Source organism: Plantactinospora veratri (assembly GCF_036421995.1).
GTDB classification, from domain to species: domain Bacteria; phylum Actinomycetota; class Actinomycetes; order Mycobacteriales; family Micromonosporaceae; genus Plantactinospora; species Plantactinospora veratri.
Window position 1 is genome coordinate 319,775 of the sequence record NZ_JAZGQL010000001.1, and the last position, 15,886, is coordinate 335,660.

Consider the following 15,886-nt stretch of genomic DNA (forward strand, 5'->3'; position numbering starts at 1 on the left):
CGAGGCCGGCGCGGTGCCGCCGACGTGATCGGCGGGCCGGGCCGGATCACCGCCCACGGGAGGACTCTCGCGATGACCATCAACACCAACCACAGCTCGGTCGTGACCCCCGTCGACTCCCGACCGATGCTCTGGCAGAACTGGATGGCGCTGCGCAACGGCGACCGGTCGCTCGTCGAGGAGATCCTCGCGCCCAGTGTTGTCGCCCACCTGCCGGTGCCGGGCGGGTCGCCGGAGCAGGTCCGGGGCCGCCAGGCGCTGGTCGCCTGGGTCTCCGGCCGGCACGCCGGCTGCCCGGACGCGCAACTCGCCGTCGAGGTCGGCCCGATCATCGGGCCCGACCTGATCGCCGGTCGGTGGAAGCTCACCCGGGCCGGCGACGACCCGGACAGCGTCTGTCCACACCGGATCGTCGTGGCCTGCTCCGGGGTCGACATCCTGCGGGTCGACGGTGACCGGATCGTCGAGTACTGGAGCCACGACGACAGCGTCCGGCTGGACCGCTGCCTGACCTACAGCGCCGCCTAGTAACGGCCCGGGTGCGGGGCGGGACGGTACTCGTACCGCCCCGCACCCGGCCCTCCCCACCGGCCGGGCCGGTGTCCCCCGTCGACGCGGTCCGGACACCGGCTCGCCCGGCGTACCGGTCAGGCGGGTGCGGCCTCGCCCCGGTAGCTGCCGAACGACCAGCGGTTGCCCTCCGGGTCCCGGACCAGGATTTCGCGCCCGCCGTAGTCGGTGTTCCGTCGGTCCTGGACCACCTCGGCACCGGCGGCGACCGCCCGGGCATAGAGCGCGTCCACGTCGTCGGTCACCGCGTACGCCCCGAAGCTGCCCGGCCGCAGCGGCCACGGGTCCGCTGGATCGTCCCGGGCGGAGCCGAGCATGATGCCGCCGCCGGGCGGCCAGCGGAGCTGGGCATGATGCACCACGTCACCCTCGGCGCTGACCATGACCTCCTCGAAGCCGAACGCGTCGACCAGGAACCGGATCAGCCCCCGGGCGTCCCGGGCCCGCAACGTGGGCCAGACCTGCGGCGGCGGAGGCGAGTTGACTGTCATGCGGCCGAGTCTGCCGACCCGGCCCCCGCCCCGGCTTGGACGTTTCGGAACCCGCCGCCACCGGCGTTCCGGAACCCGCCGCCACCGGCGTTCCGGAACCCGCCGCCACCGGCGTTCCGGAACCCGCCGCCACCGGCGTTCCGGAACCCGCCGCCACCGGCGTCCCGGAACCCGCCGCCACCGGCCTCTTCGGCCAGCCATCGGCTCGGCGGGCAGCCGGCGAAGGCCCGGAAGTCCCGGTCGAGGTGCGCCTGGTCGTAGTAGCCCGCCGCCACGGCCACCTCGGCCAGCGCACCGGCCCGACCCGGCCCGGGTGCGCGCTGGAGCAGCCGGCGGGCCCGGTCGAACCGCACCACCCGGGCGGCCCGCTTGGGGCTCAACCCGATCTCGACCCCGAACGACCGGCTCAGATAGCGGGAACTCCAGCCGGTCTCCCGGGCCAGTTCGGCGACCGGCACGGTGCCGCCGCTGGCCAGCAGGCGCCGCCAGGCGTGCACGAGTTCGGCCGGGAGCCGGGTGTCCGGGGCGAGCCGTTCGGTGAGCAGCCGGTCGAGCAGCGCGAAGCGTCCGGCCCAGCCGTCGGTGCCGTGCAGCCGTTCCCGGAGCTCGTCGGCGAAGGGCCCGAGCACCGTACCGGCGTCGAGGTCGGTGTGCGCGAGTTCTCCGGCCGGCAGCCCGAGCAGCGCCCGGGCACCGAGCGGGCTGAGCGCCAGTTGGATCCCGGACTGCCGGCCGGGGTGTGCGATCAGCGCGGGCGCGGTGTGTAGGCCGCCGAGCAGCGTGTCGTACCGGCCCGGCGGGGCGGCCGGATCCGGGTGGACGGCCACCACCAGCGGGTCGTCGAGGGTGACGATCAGCGTCAGGTACGGCGACGGCAGCCCGCGGTGCCGCCCCGGCGGGTGGCCGCTCTCGCGGTAGCCGACGTAACCGGCGAGATACGGCCGCAGTGCCGGCGCCGGACACCGCTCGACGAACTCCGACCTCGGCTCGTTCGGCACCCTGTCACCTCCCTCGCGGGTCCGACCAGCCTATGTCCGCCGGCCGGGCGCGGCGGCGGGCGTTTGCGGAGTATCCCGCCGGGTAGCCCCGGACCAGGCGGTGGAGGGGGAGGATCATGCGGATCGGCATCGTCGGCACCGGGCACGTCGGCGCCACCCTGGCCCGGTTGTTCAACAAGGCGGGCCACGAGCTGGCGGTGGCCAACTCGCGGGGGCCGGAGACGCTCCGTGGGCTCGCCGACGAGCTGGGCGAACGGGTGCATCCGGCGACCGTGGCGGAGGCGGCCCGATTCGGCGACGTGGTGGTGGTCTCGGTACCCGTCGGCCGGTACGCCGAACTGCCCGCCGAGCCGATGAGCGGCAAGACGGTGATCGACACCGGGAACTACTATCCGGATCGGGACGGCCGTAACCCGGAGCTCGACCAGGACCGGACCACCTCCAGCGAGCTGCTCCAACGGCACCTGCCGGAGGCACACGTGGTGAAGGCGTTCAACACGATGCGCTGGGACCACCTGCGCGAGTACGGCCGCCAGTCCTCGGCGCAGCGGCGGTACGGCATCCCGGTCTCCGGCGACGACGACCGGGCGAAACGGCAGGTCGCCGACCTGATCGAGCAGGTCGGGTACGAGCCGGTGGACGCCGGCCGGCTCACCCAGGGGCGCCGGCACCAGCCCGGTACCCCGGTCTATCTCGCCGACCTGGACGGCGCCGAACTGCACAGCCGGCTCGGCGCACCGTAGCGCGACAGGTCACTCTCCACCGGGCAGGTCACTCTCCACCGGGCGGCTGCGGCTCCACCGGGCGGCTGCGGCTCCACCGGGCGGCTCCGGCTCCACCGGGCGGCTCCGGCTCCACCGGGCGGCTCCGGCTCCACCGGGCGGCTCCGGTTCCACCGGGCCAGCGGGGAGTCAGTCACTTCTGCGGCGGGTTCCGTCCGGCGTCGCCGGGTTTGGTCGGGCCCGTCCCGTGCTCCTCGCCGGTCCGCCCGTCCCGGTCGTCCGGCGGGACCCCGTCGCCGTCCCGGTCGCCGCGCGCGTCCCGGTCGTCGCCGTTGGCGGCACGCCGGTCGGCCGCCACCGTGTCGACCACGTTGTAGAGGACCGCGGCGATCGGTACCGCGACGAAGGCGCCGACGATCCCGCCGAGCAGGGTGCCGGCGGTGACCACCAGCAGCACCACCACCGGGTGCAGCCGGACCTGCCGTTTCATGATCAGTGGTTCGAGCAGGTTCCCCTCGGTCTGCTGCACGGCGATCACCGCGGCCAGCACCAGCAGCGCCGTGGTCGGCCCCTTCGCGGCCAGCGCGACGAGTACCGCGATGCTTCCGGCGACGGTGGCCCCGATGATCGGCACGAAGCCGCCGAGGAACGTGATCACCGCCAGCGGCAGCGCCAGCGGGACGCGGAGCAGCACCAGGGCGAGCCCGATGCCGAGCGCGTCGATCGCGGCGATCAGCATCGTGCCCCGGGTGTACGCGCCCAAGGTGTGCCAGCCGGCCCGACCGGCCGCCGCCGCCCGGGGGCGGGACCGCTCCGCCACCCGGCCCAGCACCCATCGCCACATCGGGCGCCCGTCCTTCAACAGGAAGAACAGCAGCACCAGGACCAGCAGCAGGGCGCCGGCCGCCTCCGCCACGGTCGCCGCGCCGCTGACCGGGTCCGGAGCCGACTTCTGCACCCCGGTCACGGCCTGCCGGGTCAGCTTGTCGAGCTGCTGCTCGCTGATCGGCAGCGTGCCGGTGAGGAACTCCCGGGTGCGCTCCAGCCCCTGGTCGAGCTGTTGGGCCAGGTCGGAGAACTGGTCGGCGGTCAGCCGCCAGACCAGCAGTACGGCTCCGCCGAGCAGCGCCAGCAGCAGCAGTACGGCGGCCAGCGCGGCGAGCGCGGGCGGAAAGCGGTACCGGCGCAGCCGGCTGGCCACCGGATCGAGCAGCCCGGCCAGGAACAGGGTGGCCGCGAGCGCGATGCTCAGCGGTGCGAGCCGGGTGGCGATCTGCGCCAGCACGTACGCCCCGGCCGTGACGACGAGCAGGCAGGCACTGGCCAGCACCGCCCAGCGCACCAACCAGGGGAGACGGTCCAGTAGCTGGCTGGGGCGTCCGCCGTACCCGTTCGAGCGGTCGGCCGCGTTGCCCATGTCCGCCTCCTGTCGACCTCGGCGCCACGGGTACCCGCCCGATGCCCGGGCGACACCTGCCGCTGTCGGCCGATCTGTGCGGTTCCGGCGGGAAAAGCTGCCCGCGACCCGACCCGGTCAGGAGGCGGAGCCGGGCTGCCGTTCCGGCCGGCGGGGAGGCACCACGCCCGACGTCCGGCCCGGCGCCGGCGAGTTGTGCCCCGACGGCGACAGGTTCCGGCCCGGTGCCGGCGAGCCACCGCCCGGGGTCGACGAGTTGCCGGTCGGCGGGGCGGCACTCCGGCTCGGCGTCGGCGCGTTCCGGCGGCGCAGCGCGCGGCGGTAGTAGTCGTCCCGGTGTGCGAACTCGACCGGCAGCGAACCGGGCAGGTCGACACCGCGCCGGGGGTCGGCGAGGGCGTCGGCGTGCAGCGCGAGCCCGGCGCGGCTGAGCAGCGCGTCCCACTCCGGCGGGGCCAGCTCCACCATGGCCGGATTGGCCAGCCGGAACCCGGCGACCGCCCGCCGGATCACCGTGGCCAACCGGCGTACGCTCTGCCGCGAGTCGAGCGGCCCGCCGGAGAGCGCGAGCGCCGGCCGGCCGATGGCGCGTACCGCGTCGCAGACGACGAGCAGCCGCTCACCCGTCACCGCCGGGCCGGTCTGCGGACCGGCGCCGGGGGCGAGGATGCGCAACCCGGCCGGCCACTGCCAGCGAATCTGCCCGGTCACCACCCGGCTGGTGACCGGCCCGGTCCGGCGCCGGTGCCGTGGATCGGCCCCGAGCCCGGGCGCGGGTCCGATGTGGCAGTCCACGCAGACGTACGTCAGTCGCCGGTCGGTGACGGTCACCTCGGCCGGACGCGGCAGCGACCAGGCCAACTCGTCCGGGCCGGCGTGCGGGGCGAGCAGGTATCCGGCGACCTGGACCCGGTCACGCCACAGCACCCGCTCGTCGGTGTCCAGCACGAGCCGGCGGTGCCAGTCGAGCCGGGGGAAGTAGGTGTCGTCCTGGTCCGGGTCGTCGAAACGGTGGGGCCGGATGAAGAACGGGGACGCGTTCTCGGTCATGGGGGAGGGCCTCCCGGGTACGGGACGTCGTACCTTCTAGGCTGGCGGACTTCCGATCCGCTGTCACGACGGTTGTTGGGGGGTCGGACGCTCGGCTGACCCGCGGACGGCCGTTGGGTGACGGATGCTGGATCTACGGCCGCGTCGAGGTGACGCCGTGGGGATCGGCGGCCCGCTCCGCGCCGGCTAGTTGCCGATCTCGTCGGCCCGGACGAGTCCGTCCTCGATGGCCCGGGCCAGCAGCGCGGCCTTGGTGGCGGCGGGCCGGCCGGCCCGGGCGTACTTGATCCGGGCCCGGTCGACGTACTGCTTGACGGTGTGCTCGCTGATGTTCATCCGGCGCGCCACCGACGCCTTCGACATCGACTGGAACCAGAGCAGCAGCGCCTCGCGTTCCTTGTCGGAGAGCACCGGTCGGTCGGTGCGCCGGTCGCCGACGATCGCACCGGCCAGCGCCGGTGGCACGTACGGCCGGTCGCTCGCCGCCGCCAGTACGGTGTGCACGCAGTGCTCCCGCCCCTCCTGCTTGGCCAGGAAGGCGACCGCACCCGCGTCCAGGACGGCCAGGATGGTGTCCGGGTCGCTGTGTTCGGAGTAGACCACCACCCGCCGGCCGGCGCCGCTCAGCTCGGCCACCTTGTCGATCACCATCCGGCCGCGCAGCCGCAGGTCGAGCAGGATCACGTCGGCCGGCGGTTGGCCGGCGGCGAGTACCGTCTCCGGGTCCTCGCCGGTCGCCACCACCGCCAGCCGTGGCTCGGCGGCCAGCCACGAGCGGATCCCCTCGATGACCACCGGATGGTCGTCGACGATCGCGACCGTGATCCGCGATCCTCCCGGGGTCACGCCGCCCGCCACCGGGTCTGCACCCATACCAGTTCCTCGTTCTCCTCGTAGACGTACTCGACCTCGCCGCCGGCAGCGGAAAGCTCGTCGTCGCCGATTGCTCCGACGGTGTCACCGGGGTCGACCGGCTCGGACGTGATGATCGACGTGCCGGGCGTGGTCAGGCTCACCACGACCTCGTCGGGTTGGCCGACCACGGTCAACCGGGCCCACCGGGTCGCGGCGGCCAGGGTCGTGGTCAGCGGTTCGGCGAGCTGGCGGCGGATCTCCACCGGCAGTGGCGGCAGCGTGCCGACGGCCACGAAGTCGACCGGCAGGCCGTTGCGTTCCACCACGTCGACGCAGGCGCGCAGCTCGTGCAGCAGCGGGTCCGGCACGTCGTCGGACTCGGCGATCAGGCGGCGCAGCCGGGACGCCTCCAGGGCGCAGCGGCGCTGCACGGCCGGGTCCGCCGGATCGGCCCGACCCTGCGCGAGTTCGGTCAGGATGGCCCCGGCGGTCCGGTCCAGGGCGGCCAGCCGGTCCCGCCGGGTCTGGTGGGTCCGGCCGGCGGCGGCCCGCTCGGTCTCGATCGCCGTCCGGGCCGCCGCCGCCCGGGCGGTGGTGCCGGCGAGGGTGCCGAGCAGGTTGACCGCGATCATCATCGCGATGGGCAGCGTCGCGTTGCCGTAGACGGCCATCGCGTACCGGCTCAGGTCCGCGGCTCCGCCGCCGCGCAGGGACAGCACCCCGACCAGGGCGATCGCGGCGCCGACCGCCAGTACCGCGACCAGGGCCGGGATCCGGCGACCCCAGAGCAGGAGTACGACGAACCAGCCGAGGGTCGCCCAGCCGAAGTTGGCGGAGTCGAAGACCAGCGACCCGGGTACGCAGGCGAAGACCACCACGTCGACCAGGAGCAGTACCCCGACGAGTGGCCAGGTCGGCGAGGGGGTCCCGCGCAGCAGGTTGACCGCGGCGATCACCCCGACCGCGCCGAAGACGAGCCACCCGCCGCCGACGAGCCAGGGCAGCCGGTAGTGCTGCCATTCGGCGAGTACCGCCGGCAGGTTGATGGCCAGGTGCCAGCCGAAGGCGATCAGCACGGCCGCGATCCGGGGGCCACGTTCGACGGTGGCGGTGACCGTACCCGCCGCACCGCCGGCCAGGTCAGTGGACATCCGGCCACTCCAGCCGGATCCGGGTGCCCCGGCCGGGCGTTGAGGTGACCTCGGCCCGGCCGCCGACCGTCGCCATCCGGCCGTGCACGGACTCCCGCAGGCCGTACCGGTGCCGGGGGACCGTGGCCGGGTCGAAGCCGGGCCCGTCGTCGACCACCTCGACCGCGACGGTGTCGCCGCTGCGGCACAGTCGCACCGAGGCGGTGGCTCCCGGTGCGTGCCGAAGCACATTGGACAGTGCCTCGCCGGTGCTGTGGGTGACCGCCTCGGCGACCGGGGCCGGCACCGTGCACGGCTCCAGTGCCGCGTCGGCCCGCAACTCCGGCAGCCGGCCGAGCAGTGCGCGCAGCCGCTCGTCGAGCGCGATCAGCCGGACCTCGTCCTCCGGTTCGACGCCGGACGCCGACCGGTCGCCGGCCAGGCCGGCCAGGGTACGCAGGTCGGCGGCGGCCCGTTCGCGCAGCAGCGGTGAGCGCCCGGCGACCGCGCCGAGACCGACCACGGTGAGGGTGGAGAGCACCGTGTCGTGCAGGTCGCGGTTCTGTTGCCGTTCCGCCGCCCGGGCGGCCCGCGCGGTCACGGCGGCCCGGGCGGTCTCCTGGTAGGCCGCGAAGGCGGCGTCGGCGAGCCGGCTGCTGCGCCGGGCCACCCCGGCGAGCGCGGCCGCGCTGCCGGTCTGCACGACGAGGGTGACCGCGTGCCCGACCGCCTCGGTGTCGTCGCCGGCCAGATGGGCGCCGAACCCGTACGCGGCGGCCACCAGCAGCCCGGCCGGGACGGAGCGGGCGGGCGAGAGGACGAACTGGGCGACGATCACCGAGGTGCTGGACTGGATCGCCACCCAGCTCACCTCGCCGGGCAGCACCTCGGCGGCGACCACGTTCCGGATCAGCAGGCAGGTGCCGACGGTGAGCAGGATGTCGACGGCCATCGCCGGCACCGGCCGTCGCTCGCGGACCACCAGGACCGCGAAGAGCACCGACCAGGCGGTCAACAGGCTCACCACGACGACGAGCAGCGGGGTGGAGACCGGTGGGGTACGCACCGCGAGCGCCGCGACCGCGCAGGCGATCCCGCAGGTGAGCCGGAGCAGGGCCGGGAAGATCGTGTAGACCCAGCCCAGCGCGCTCGCCGCCGGCATCTCGGCGGCCGGTGGCGGGTCGACCGGCCCGGGTTGCCCGGCCGGGGCGGCGGCGGTGCCGGGGGAGACAGTCAACGTGCCCGATCCTCCCGTCGCTCCGCCGCGGCGGCGGCACGTCCGAACCGGACCTCGCCCCTAGACATCGATGTCGAACAATAGCAGAGGCATAACGGCTGGTTTGCCCCAGATGACACCCGTTGCCGGCCGTCTCCGGTCGACGGAGACGCCGGACCGGCCCGGCGCGATTTGACCACCGGACGGGGGTCACGGTGACGGCCGGACGGGGGTCAGTGTGACAGCCGTACGGGGGTCAGCGCGACCCGTACGGTCGGTCGGACGGCTGTGGCGGGACCGGGTAGTCGAGAATCAGGCGTGGTCGTTGGCGGGTGGCACCGCGTTGACCGGCATCCGGTACATCCACACCGGATAGTCGACGTTCGAGGCGCCGCCGGAGAGTCCCGGGGTCCGGTTGAGCTGGGCCGCCGGGATCCAGAGCTGCCCGGTGCCGTCGAGCCAGAGCGCGTCACCCCAGACCAGCCGGGGATCGGCGACCAGCGTCTCGATCCGGCGGTCCAGGCCGATCGCCAGGATGCGCCGCCGGTCCACGTCGCTCAGATAGATCACCCCGGCCGCGTCGATCGCGGTACCCCCGGTGGTCGGGGTGTCCACCCACGGCTCGACCTGCTGCGCCACGACCTCGGGCGGAATGTCCGGGTCGTCGAGGCAGCGCGTCTCGATCCGGTGCAGCGGCCCGGAGGCGGGCTGGTAGTAGAGGTACCGCCCGTCCGGCGAGACCTCCAACTGGTCGGCGTGGATCCGCAGTTCCCGGCCGTGCGCGTCGCGGAGCATCTCGCCGTCCGCCCGCAGCGGGCGGCGCGCGACGGTACTGGCGTGCCCGTCGAGTACCCGCCGGCACGCCCCGGTCGCCAGGTCCAGCACGATCAGCCCGGGTGCGCCCGCGTCGGTCAGGTAGCCCATCCGACCGTTGAACCGGACGTCGTCGACATAGCTGTTCGGCCGCAGCGCCGGCCCGAGGTCGTAGCTGCGGACCACCGTCGCCGACTCCGGCTCCACCACGATCAGCCGCGGACCACCGGGTACGACCGGCAGCCCGATCCCCGGACTGCCGGCATCGACGATCCAGAGGTTGCCGTCCGGCCCGATCCGCAACCCGTTGACGTGCACGAAGGCGCCCTCGGGATCGAGGTCGTCGCGTATCTCGTTCCAGGCGGCGTCGGGATAGGGGACGATCCGGCCGTCCGAGACGACCTCCCCGACCTGGATCCCGGGGCCGTCGGCGGAGGGGAAGCTCACGAAGACCCGGCCGTCAGCGGTGGTTGTCACGCCGGTCCAGACCCGGTCGGCGGCGGTCACCGGACGCAGCCGGGGATTCTCCTGGATGGTGGGGCGCACGCCGCCGAGCCTATCGTCGGACACGCCCCGGAAAGTCCCTTTTATTGCAGCTCAATGCTCATACCGTGGCCCACATGCCGATCCCGCCGTACGTCGCCCGGTTGCGGGCCGCAGTCGGATCCGAACTGCTGCTGCTGCCCTCCGCCTCGGTGCTGCCGGTCGACCCGGCCGGCCGGCTGCTGCTGGTACGGCACCGGGGGCACACCGAGGGGTGGGGGCTGGTGGGCGGTGTGATCGAGCCCGGCGAGTCCCCGGCCGAGGCCGCCGTACGGGAGGCCGCGGAGGAGATCGGGGTGCGGGTGCGGTTGGTCCGGCTGCTCGACGTACTGGGCGGGCCGGAGTTCGAGGTGACCTATCCGCACGGCGACCGGGCCGCGTACGTCACCGCCGTCTACCAGGCCGAGATCGTCGCCGGGACACCCGTGCCGGACGGTGACGAGGTCGGCGAGGTCGGCTGGTTCGACCGGACGGAACTTGCCGCCCTGCCGCTCAGCCGGTTTGCCCGAGCCGTGCTCCGGACCACCGGGTACCTCGGCGGATCGCCGGGGCACCAGCGGCGCTAGTCAGGGCATTTACGGCGTTTCGGGTCATCTCCTCGGGCACGATGGCCGGGTGGAGTTCGCCCCGGCCGAAACGCCCGCCCGCCGCCGGCCCGCCGGTGCGGTGGTACGCGGCGTACTCCATCACCTGTCCGTCCGGGACGGCGGCCACGACGCCGGCCGGTCGGCTGCCGGTACCGGCTGACGGGCGGCCCGGGTGGACGGCGTCATCGACACCCTCACCGCACTCTCCGGCTGGGCGGCGCTGCTGGTGGTCGGCGGGCTCGCCTTCGGCGAGTCCGCCGCGTTCGTCGGGCTGTTCCTGCCCGGCGAGACCGCACTGCTGCTCGGTGGCGCGCTCGCCGCGACCGGCCGGGTGAGCCTGCCGGCGATGGTCGTGGTCTCCACCGTCGGCGCCATCGCCGGGGACAGCGTCGGGTACGAGATCGGTCGCTGGACCGGCCCGCCGCTGAAACGCAGCCGCGCCGGGCGCTGGGTCGGCGAGGAGCGCTGGGGTCGGGCCGAGCGGTTCGTGGCCCGGCACGGCCCGCTGGCGGTGCTGCTGGGCCGGTGGGTCGGGGTGCTCCGGACCCTGGTTCCGGCACTGGCCGGGATGAACCGCATGCCGTACCGCCGGTTCCTGCTCTTCAACGCCCTCGGCGGCGCGGCCTGGGCGACCACCGTGGTGATGGTCGGCTACCTGGCCGGCGCCTCGTGGCGGCGGATCGAGAACCACCTCGGCGAGGCCGGTGCCGGCCTCGCCGCGCTGGTGGTGCTCTGCCTGGCGGCGTGGTGGTTGTTCCGGCGACGGCGCCGCGCCCGACGCGGGGCCCGGCCGTGACCGGGCGGGCGTCACCGGCGGTCAGCGGGCCCCGACGGGTACGTCGACGATGCTGGCCAGCAACTCCTGGGCCCGCCGGGCCCGGTCCATGTCCTCCCGCTGGATGCGGTCGATGAACTGCCGGATGTCGTCGTGCCCCTCCGCGTCGTTCTTGTACTGCTCGTAGACCTGACCACCCTTGAGGGCGTGGTACTGGATCGACACGAGGTCATAGACGATGTTGTCGGCGTGACCGTGGACCTTACGCATCGTGGTCTCCCTCCCTCGGCTTCCGTCGCCGGCTACCCCGTTACCGGCCGTTGAATCACCACCGGCGGCTCGGCCGGGGCGGTCCGCTGGTCGGCCGGCGAGCGGCTCGGCCGGGGACGGGGTCGGGTTCGGGGGCGGGTCCGGGTTCAGGGGCGGTCAGTCGGCGTTCGGCCAGGGTGAGGCGGCCACGACGACGCCGTACAGCAGGTGGTCGGCGAGCAGTGCCATCCGTTCCCGGGCATCGTGGTGGCGGCGCTCGTCGATGCCGAGCAGGGGCGCGAGGCCCGCCTCGAAGACCGCCCAGAAGGCGAAGCCGTACGCCGGACCAATCCAGGGCCGCCGCCGCAGCGACCGGGGCAGCAGGCCGAAGAGCATCCCGCCGCCGGCACCGTAGGCCCAGTGGACCAGTTCGACCAGGGCCTGCCGGCGGTCCACCGGGATCCGCCGGAACAGGCTCGGCGCGGTCTGCCGCAGGACCTCCTCGGGCGGGGTGCGTTGGACCAGCCCGAGGCCGGTGGTCCCCTGCCGGAAGCCGGACATCGCCATCGCGGCGAACGCCCCTCGGGTGGTGCCCCGCAGCGCCGCCGAAGCCGCCCGCCTGGGGTGTCGAACCGTCACCTGGGGCTCCTCTCCGTGCCGGCGAGCCGTGCGCCGCCCTCGCTGCTACCCGGGCAGAGCGCCGGGAAACCGGAACCAGGGCCGGAACTTCACGGGTGACCCGGCGCGGCGATCAGCCGACCGGGTAACCGACGCCGACCCGCCGGCCGCCGTTCACCGATCCACGGCGAGGCGTACGCCGAGACCGATGAAGATGCCACCGGTCGCGGCGTCGATCCGGCGGCGTACGGCGGCCCGGCGGCGCAGCCAGCCGCCGATCCGCCCGGCGAACACCCCGACGGCGCCGTCCACCAGGAACTCCAGCCCGATCAGGATGGCGCCGAGGATCGCGAACTGTAGCCAGACCTGCCCCAGCGCCGGGTCGACGAACTGCGGCAGGAACGCGATCGTGAAGGTGACCATCTTCGGGTTGAGCAGGTTCGTCAGCAGCCCGCTCAGGTACGCCTTCCGGCCCGACAGTCCACCCCCGGTCGGCAGCTCGGCCCGGGCATCGCGGCGGTGCCGGATCAACTGCACGCCGAGATAGATCAGGTAGGCGGCGCCGACGATCCGGACCACCGCGAACGCGGTCGGCGCCGCCGCGAAGAGCGCGGCCAGTCCGGCCGCCGCCACGGCCACGTGCACCGCCTCGCTGGTCGCCACCCCGGCGGTGGCGAGCAGGCCGGCCCGGGAGCCGCCGCGCATCCCGCAGCCGAGCACGAAGAGCATGTCCGGACCAGGCGTGATCATGGCGATGATCGTGGTCAGGGTGAACGCCAGTAGCAGATGTTGGTCGATCGGCATCCGGAGATCCTTCCACCGGTGCCGCTGCCTCCGGTACCGAAAATGGCTGGGCCCGGCCCTCCGGCGGCGCCTAACCTGCCAGCGGCGACAGCCGCGAACGTCGAGTCGTTGCCGAGGGAGCCCTGTTGGCCAGCACCGACCGGCAGCCCGTCGAGGTGCCGACCGACGAGGCGCTCGTCCGCCGGCTGCTCGCGGCCCAGTTTCCGCAGTGGGCGGAGCTGCCCGTCGTGCGGACCCGGGTCTGGGGGACCGACAACGCGATGTACCGGCTCGGCGGCGACAGGGTGGTACGCCTGCCCCGCTTCGCCCGGTGGGCACCCCAGGTCGACCGGGAGCACCGGTGGCTGCCCCGGCTGGCCCCGCACCTGCCGTTGACCGTCCCCGTCCCGCTCGCGCTCGGGCAGCCGGCCGAGGGCTACCCGTTCCGGTGGTCGGTCTATCCGTGGCTCGACGGCGAGAACCCGGCGCGCGGGGGCGGGCCCGACCCGGACCGGTTGGCGCGGGACGTGGCGGAGTTCATCCGCGCGTTGCGCCGGATCGACCCCACCGGCGGTCCGGCACCGGACGCCAGCAACGCCTTCCGGGGCGTACCCGTGGGCGACAGCCGGCCGTCCCTCGCGACGGACGGCAGCCTCCGGCGGCGGATCGCGGCCCTGGCCGGCCTGGTCGACATCGACGCGTTGACGGCGGTCTGGGACGCGGCGCTGGCGGCGGTGCCGGCCTGGGACGGCCGGGGCGTCTGGATCCACGGCGACCTCGCCGCCGGAAACCTGCTCACCGTCGACGGCCGGCTCCGCGCCGCGATCGACTTCGGCTGCCTGGCCGTGGGCGATCCGGCCTGTGACCTGATGGTCGCCTGGACGCTGCTGCCGGCGGGCAGCCGCGCCGTGTTCCGGGCCGCGCTGGAGGTCGACGACGCCACCTGGGCGCGGGGCCGGGGCTGGGGTATGGCGATGCGGGTGCCCGCACCGGAGGACTTCTCGACCGCCGACCCGGACCGGGCGGCCTACGCCCGGCGGATCGTGGCCGAGTTCGTCGCCGACCACCGGCAGGCCGGCTCCGGGGACGAAGGGGCCGGGCACGAGGAGGCCGGGGATCGATCCGGGTTCCGGCTGTCCCGGGAGTCGCCCACCGCGTGAGCGCCGGCCCGTCCAGTTTCCTGGTACGCAACGGTGCGGAGGACCACGATGGTCCTCCGCACCGGTCGTGCCGTCGGTCGGTCAGCTGGCGCTACAGGTGGGTGACATCCCTGTGCCGCTGCCGGTGCCCTGGAAGCCGAACTCGGTCGACTGTCCGGCGGCTATCCGGCCGTTGTAGCTCACGTTGGTGAAGGTGACCGCGCCGCTGGTGCCACTGCGGTTCGCGTTCCAGGAGTTGGTGACGCTCGCCCCGGACGGCAGGGTCATCCCGACCGACCAGCCGTTGGTGCCGGACGAGCCGGCGGTCACCCGTACCGTGGCCACGAATCCGCCATTCCAGGAGTTCAGCGACACCGTCGCGGAACAGCCGCCCGGCCCCTGCGTCGGCGGGTCGGTGGGCGGGTTCGTGGGTGGGTTCGTCGGGGGGTTGGTGGGCGGGTTCGTCGGCGGGTTGGTCGGGGTGACGCCGTTGTTCAGCGCGCTGAGCGTCGCGTCGTACGCCGGCTTCTTGTTGCCGTTGCAGTCGAAGAGCAGCGGGGTGCCGCCGCTACGCCACGAGTCGCAGTCCCGTACGCCCCACACGGTGATGCCGGTGCAGCGGGCGACGGCGAGGCAGTCGTTGACCACGTTGCGGTAGGTGTTCGCCTGGGTGGTGCCGGAACCCTCGATGTCCAGCTCGGTGATCTGGACGTCGACGCCGAGCGCCGCGAAGCTGGAGAGCGTGGTGCGGTAGTTGCTCGGGTACGGTGAGCCGCTGTTGAAGTGCGACTGGAGGCCGACGCAGTCGATCGGTACGCCGCGCTGCTTGAAGTCCTGCACCATCCGGTACACCGCCTGGGTCTTGTCCCAGGTCCAGTTGTCGGTGTTGTAGTCGTTGTAGCAGAGCTTGGCGTTCGGGTCGGCGGCGTCGGCGGCCCGGAAGGCGGCCTCGATCCAGTCGTTGCCGGTGCGCTGGAGGTTGGAGTCGCGGCGGGCGCCGCCGTTGCCGTCGGCGAACGCCTCGTTCACCACGTCCCAGGAGTCGATCTTGCCGGCGTAGTAGCTGGCCACCCGGGTGACGTGGTTGAGCATGGCCTGCCGCAGCGCGGTGCCGGACATGTTCTGCATCCAGCCCGGTTGCTGCGAGTGCCAGGCCAGGGTGTGGCCGCGGACCTTCCAGCCCCGGCTGGTCGCGTGGTTGACGATCCGGTCCGCGTTGGTGAAGGTGAACTGGTTCTGCTGCGGCTCGGTCGCGTCGATCTTCATTTCGTTCTCGGGCGTGACCTGGTTGAACTCGCGGTTCAGCACGGTGGTGTAGGTGCTGTCGCTGAGTTTGTTCGCGGCCACGGCCGCGCCGAAGTAGCGCCCGCCCCGCTCCGCCGCCGACGCGCCGAGCGTCGTCGCCGCGTTGGCGGAGGAGGCGAAGGTGAGGGCCGCGCCGGCGGCGAGCACGCCGACGGCGAGTGAGACCAGTGCGGCACGTGGGCCGGGTCCCGCCATCAGGCGCCTGGGGTCAGGGACGGTTCTGCTGCTCATGACCTGTTGCCTCTCGGGTCCGGGAAGGGGTGGTGTGCGGGTGTGTCGTCGATGCGCCCGTCCGCTGTGGTGCCGGCTCGGTGGACGGTGTCGGCTGGATGAGCGGCCCGGGACGACCCGAGCCCGGACGACCTCGGCGAGCCCGGCGCAGAGGTCGCCGCGGCGACTCGTGTCGTGGTCCGAGCGACGACCACGGCATCCGGCGCCAGCGGGGTAAGCCCGTGTCATGGGCATGGGACTGGGGGTTCAGAGACACTCAACCTTACCGTTGTATCGACAAAACTCGATTCACGAGGCTAACGGAAAGATTCCGAAACTTCAATCGCCCCCACTCGGACCGTATCGGCGCAGGCAAGGATATGGACAGCTTTCACCGGTATTCCGAAGTCCGGTC

The 15,886-nt window shown here is 73.7% G+C and carries 18 protein-coding genes; 6 read left to right on the top strand and 12 right to left on the bottom strand.

Going from position 1 to position 15,886, the window contains the following annotated elements; all coding sequences use genetic code 11:
• The first annotated feature begins 72 nt into the window (after positions 1-72).
• Positions 73-528: a nuclear transport factor 2 family protein gene (locus V1634_RS01425; protein ID WP_331205875.1), complete on the top strand. Its 456-nt coding sequence runs from the start codon at positions 73-75 to the stop codon at positions 526-528.
• Between the two features lie 119 nt (positions 529-647).
• Here V1634_RS01425 and V1634_RS01430 read toward each other — a convergent pair whose 3' ends face one another.
• A complete protein-coding gene (locus V1634_RS01430; RefSeq protein ID WP_331205876.1) occupies positions 648-1,061 on the bottom strand; it encodes a VOC family protein in 414 nt (137 codons plus the stop codon).
• Complete coding sequence (locus V1634_RS01435) at positions 1,058-2,059, bottom strand: helix-turn-helix domain-containing protein (RefSeq protein WP_331205877.1); 1,002 nt, start codon at positions 2,057-2,059, stop codon at positions 1,058-1,060. The genes V1634_RS01430 and V1634_RS01435 overlap by 4 nt, the downstream gene beginning before the upstream one ends.
• Positions 2,060-2,175: 116 nt before the next feature.
• On the opposite strand from V1634_RS01435, the gene V1634_RS01440 reads away from it, so the two are divergent.
• Positions 2,176-2,802 (top strand): NADPH-dependent F420 reductase, encoded by a 627-nt coding sequence (locus V1634_RS01440; protein ID WP_331205878.1) that lies wholly within the window; start codon positions 2,176-2,178, stop codon positions 2,800-2,802.
• 172 nt (positions 2,803-2,974) lie between these two features.
• On the opposite strand, the gene V1634_RS01445 is transcribed toward V1634_RS01440, so the two are convergent.
• From V1634_RS01445 to V1634_RS01470, 6 genes are all read right to left on the bottom strand, one after another.
• Entirely contained in the window at positions 2,975-4,198 is a 1,224-nt protein-coding gene (locus V1634_RS01445; RefSeq protein ID WP_331205879.1) for an AI-2E family transporter, read from the bottom strand.
• Between the two features lie 117 nt (positions 4,199-4,315).
• Positions 4,316-5,248: a hypothetical protein gene (locus tag V1634_RS01450; RefSeq protein WP_331205880.1), complete on the bottom strand. Its 933-nt coding sequence runs from the start codon at positions 5,246-5,248 to the stop codon at positions 4,316-4,318.
• Between the two features lie 186 nt (positions 5,249-5,434).
• Positions 5,435-6,121: a response regulator transcription factor gene (locus V1634_RS01455; RefSeq protein ID WP_331205881.1), complete on the bottom strand. Its 687-nt coding sequence runs from the start codon at positions 6,119-6,121 to the stop codon at positions 5,435-5,437.
• Positions 6,091-7,254 carry a hypothetical protein gene (locus tag V1634_RS01460; protein WP_331205882.1) on the bottom strand — a complete coding sequence of 388 codons (1,164 nt, stop codon included), beginning with the start codon at positions 7,252-7,254 and terminating at the stop codon, positions 6,091-6,093. The genes V1634_RS01455 and V1634_RS01460 overlap by 31 nt, the downstream gene beginning before the upstream one ends.
• On the bottom strand, positions 7,244-8,470 hold the full coding sequence (locus V1634_RS01465) for a sensor histidine kinase (RefSeq protein WP_331205883.1): 1,227 nt from the start codon (positions 8,468-8,470) through the stop codon (positions 7,244-7,246). Before V1634_RS01465 ends, V1634_RS01460 begins: the two co-directional genes overlap by 11 nt.
• Before the next feature lie 291 nt (positions 8,471-8,761).
• Positions 8,762-9,808, bottom strand: a complete 1,047-nt coding sequence (locus V1634_RS01470; protein WP_331205884.1) for an SMP-30/gluconolactonase/LRE family protein — start codon at positions 9,806-9,808, stop codon at positions 8,762-8,764.
• A 74-nt stretch (positions 9,809-9,882) separates the two neighbouring features.
• Between V1634_RS01470 and V1634_RS01475 the strand changes: the two genes are divergently transcribed.
• From V1634_RS01475 to V1634_RS01485, 3 genes are read left to right on the top strand one after another with little or no spacing between them, the layout of a single operon-like run.
• Positions 9,883-10,371, top strand: a complete 489-nt coding sequence (locus V1634_RS01475) for an NUDIX domain-containing protein (protein WP_331205885.1) — start codon at positions 9,883-9,885, stop codon at positions 10,369-10,371.
• Positions 10,372-10,420: 49 nt separating this feature from the next.
• Positions 10,421-10,552 (top strand): hypothetical protein, encoded by a 132-nt coding sequence (locus V1634_RS01480; RefSeq protein ID WP_331205886.1) that lies wholly within the window; start codon positions 10,421-10,423, stop codon positions 10,550-10,552.
• A 12-nt stretch (positions 10,553-10,564) separates the two neighbouring features.
• Positions 10,565-11,188: a DedA family protein gene (locus V1634_RS01485; RefSeq protein ID WP_331205887.1), complete on the top strand. Its 624-nt coding sequence runs from the start codon at positions 10,565-10,567 to the stop codon at positions 11,186-11,188.
• Positions 11,189-11,209: 21 nt separating this feature from the next.
• Here V1634_RS01485 and V1634_RS01490 read toward each other — a convergent pair whose 3' ends face one another.
• The 3 genes from V1634_RS01490 to V1634_RS01500 all read right to left on the bottom strand — a co-directional run bounded on the left by V1634_RS01490 (position 11,210) and on the right by V1634_RS01500 (position 12,838).
• Positions 11,210-11,437 carry a hypothetical protein gene (locus tag V1634_RS01490; RefSeq protein ID WP_331205888.1) on the bottom strand — a complete coding sequence of 76 codons (228 nt, stop codon included), beginning with the start codon at positions 11,435-11,437 and terminating at the stop codon, positions 11,210-11,212.
• Between the two features lie 156 nt (positions 11,438-11,593).
• A complete protein-coding gene (locus V1634_RS01495) occupies positions 11,594-12,055 on the bottom strand; it encodes a hypothetical protein (RefSeq protein WP_331205889.1) in 462 nt (153 codons plus the stop codon).
• A gap of 153 nt (positions 12,056-12,208) precedes the next feature.
• Entirely contained in the window at positions 12,209-12,838 is a 630-nt protein-coding gene (locus V1634_RS01500; protein WP_331205890.1) for a LysE family translocator, read from the bottom strand.
• Positions 12,839-12,963: 125 nt separating this feature from the next.
• Between V1634_RS01500 and V1634_RS01505 the strand changes: the two genes are divergently transcribed.
• Positions 12,964-13,977 carry an aminoglycoside phosphotransferase family protein gene (locus V1634_RS01505; RefSeq protein WP_331205891.1) on the top strand — a complete coding sequence of 338 codons (1,014 nt, stop codon included), beginning with the start codon at positions 12,964-12,966 and terminating at the stop codon, positions 13,975-13,977.
• An 81-nt stretch (positions 13,978-14,058) separates the two neighbouring features.
• Here V1634_RS01505 and V1634_RS01510 read toward each other — a convergent pair whose 3' ends face one another.
• Positions 14,059-15,456 (bottom strand): endo-1,4-beta-xylanase, encoded by a 1,398-nt coding sequence (locus tag V1634_RS01510; RefSeq protein WP_331205892.1) that lies wholly within the window; start codon positions 15,454-15,456, stop codon positions 14,059-14,061.
• Positions 15,457-15,886: the final 430 nt, after the last annotated feature.

Excerpts from the sequence above, each read along its gene's own strand:
- V1634_RS01455 (WP_331205881.1), bottom strand. The coding sequence starts at position 6,121 with ATGGGTGCAGACCCGGTGGCGGGCGGCGTGACCCCGGGAGGATCGCGG.
- V1634_RS01490 (WP_331205888.1), bottom strand. The coding sequence starts at position 11,437 with ATGCGTAAGGTCCACGGTCACGCCGACAACATCGTCTATGACCTCGTG.
- V1634_RS01445 (WP_331205879.1), bottom strand. The coding sequence starts at position 4,198 with ATGGGCAACGCGGCCGACCGCTCGAACGGGTACGGCGGACGCCCCAGC.
- V1634_RS01430 (WP_331205876.1), bottom strand. The coding sequence starts at position 1,061 with ATGACAGTCAACTCGCCTCCGCCGCCGCAGGTCTGGCCCACGTTGCGG.
- V1634_RS01460 (WP_331205882.1), bottom strand. The coding sequence starts at position 7,254 with ATGTCCACTGACCTGGCCGGCGGTGCGGCGGGTACGGTCACCGCCACC.
- V1634_RS01425 (WP_331205875.1), top strand. The coding sequence starts at position 73 with ATGACCATCAACACCAACCACAGCTCGGTCGTGACCCCCGTCGACTCC.
- V1634_RS01450 (WP_331205880.1), bottom strand. The coding sequence starts at position 5,248 with ATGACCGAGAACGCGTCCCCGTTCTTCATCCGGCCCCACCGTTTCGAC.
- V1634_RS01500 (WP_331205890.1), bottom strand. The coding sequence starts at position 12,838 with ATGCCGATCGACCAACATCTGCTACTGGCGTTCACCCTGACCACGATC.
- V1634_RS01475 (WP_331205885.1), top strand. The coding sequence starts at position 9,883 with ATGCCGATCCCGCCGTACGTCGCCCGGTTGCGGGCCGCAGTCGGATCC.
- V1634_RS01440 (WP_331205878.1), top strand. The coding sequence starts at position 2,176 with ATGCGGATCGGCATCGTCGGCACCGGGCACGTCGGCGCCACCCTGGCC.
- V1634_RS01510 (WP_331205892.1), bottom strand. The coding sequence starts at position 15,456 with ATGGCGGGACCCGGCCCACGTGCCGCACTGGTCTCACTCGCCGTCGGC.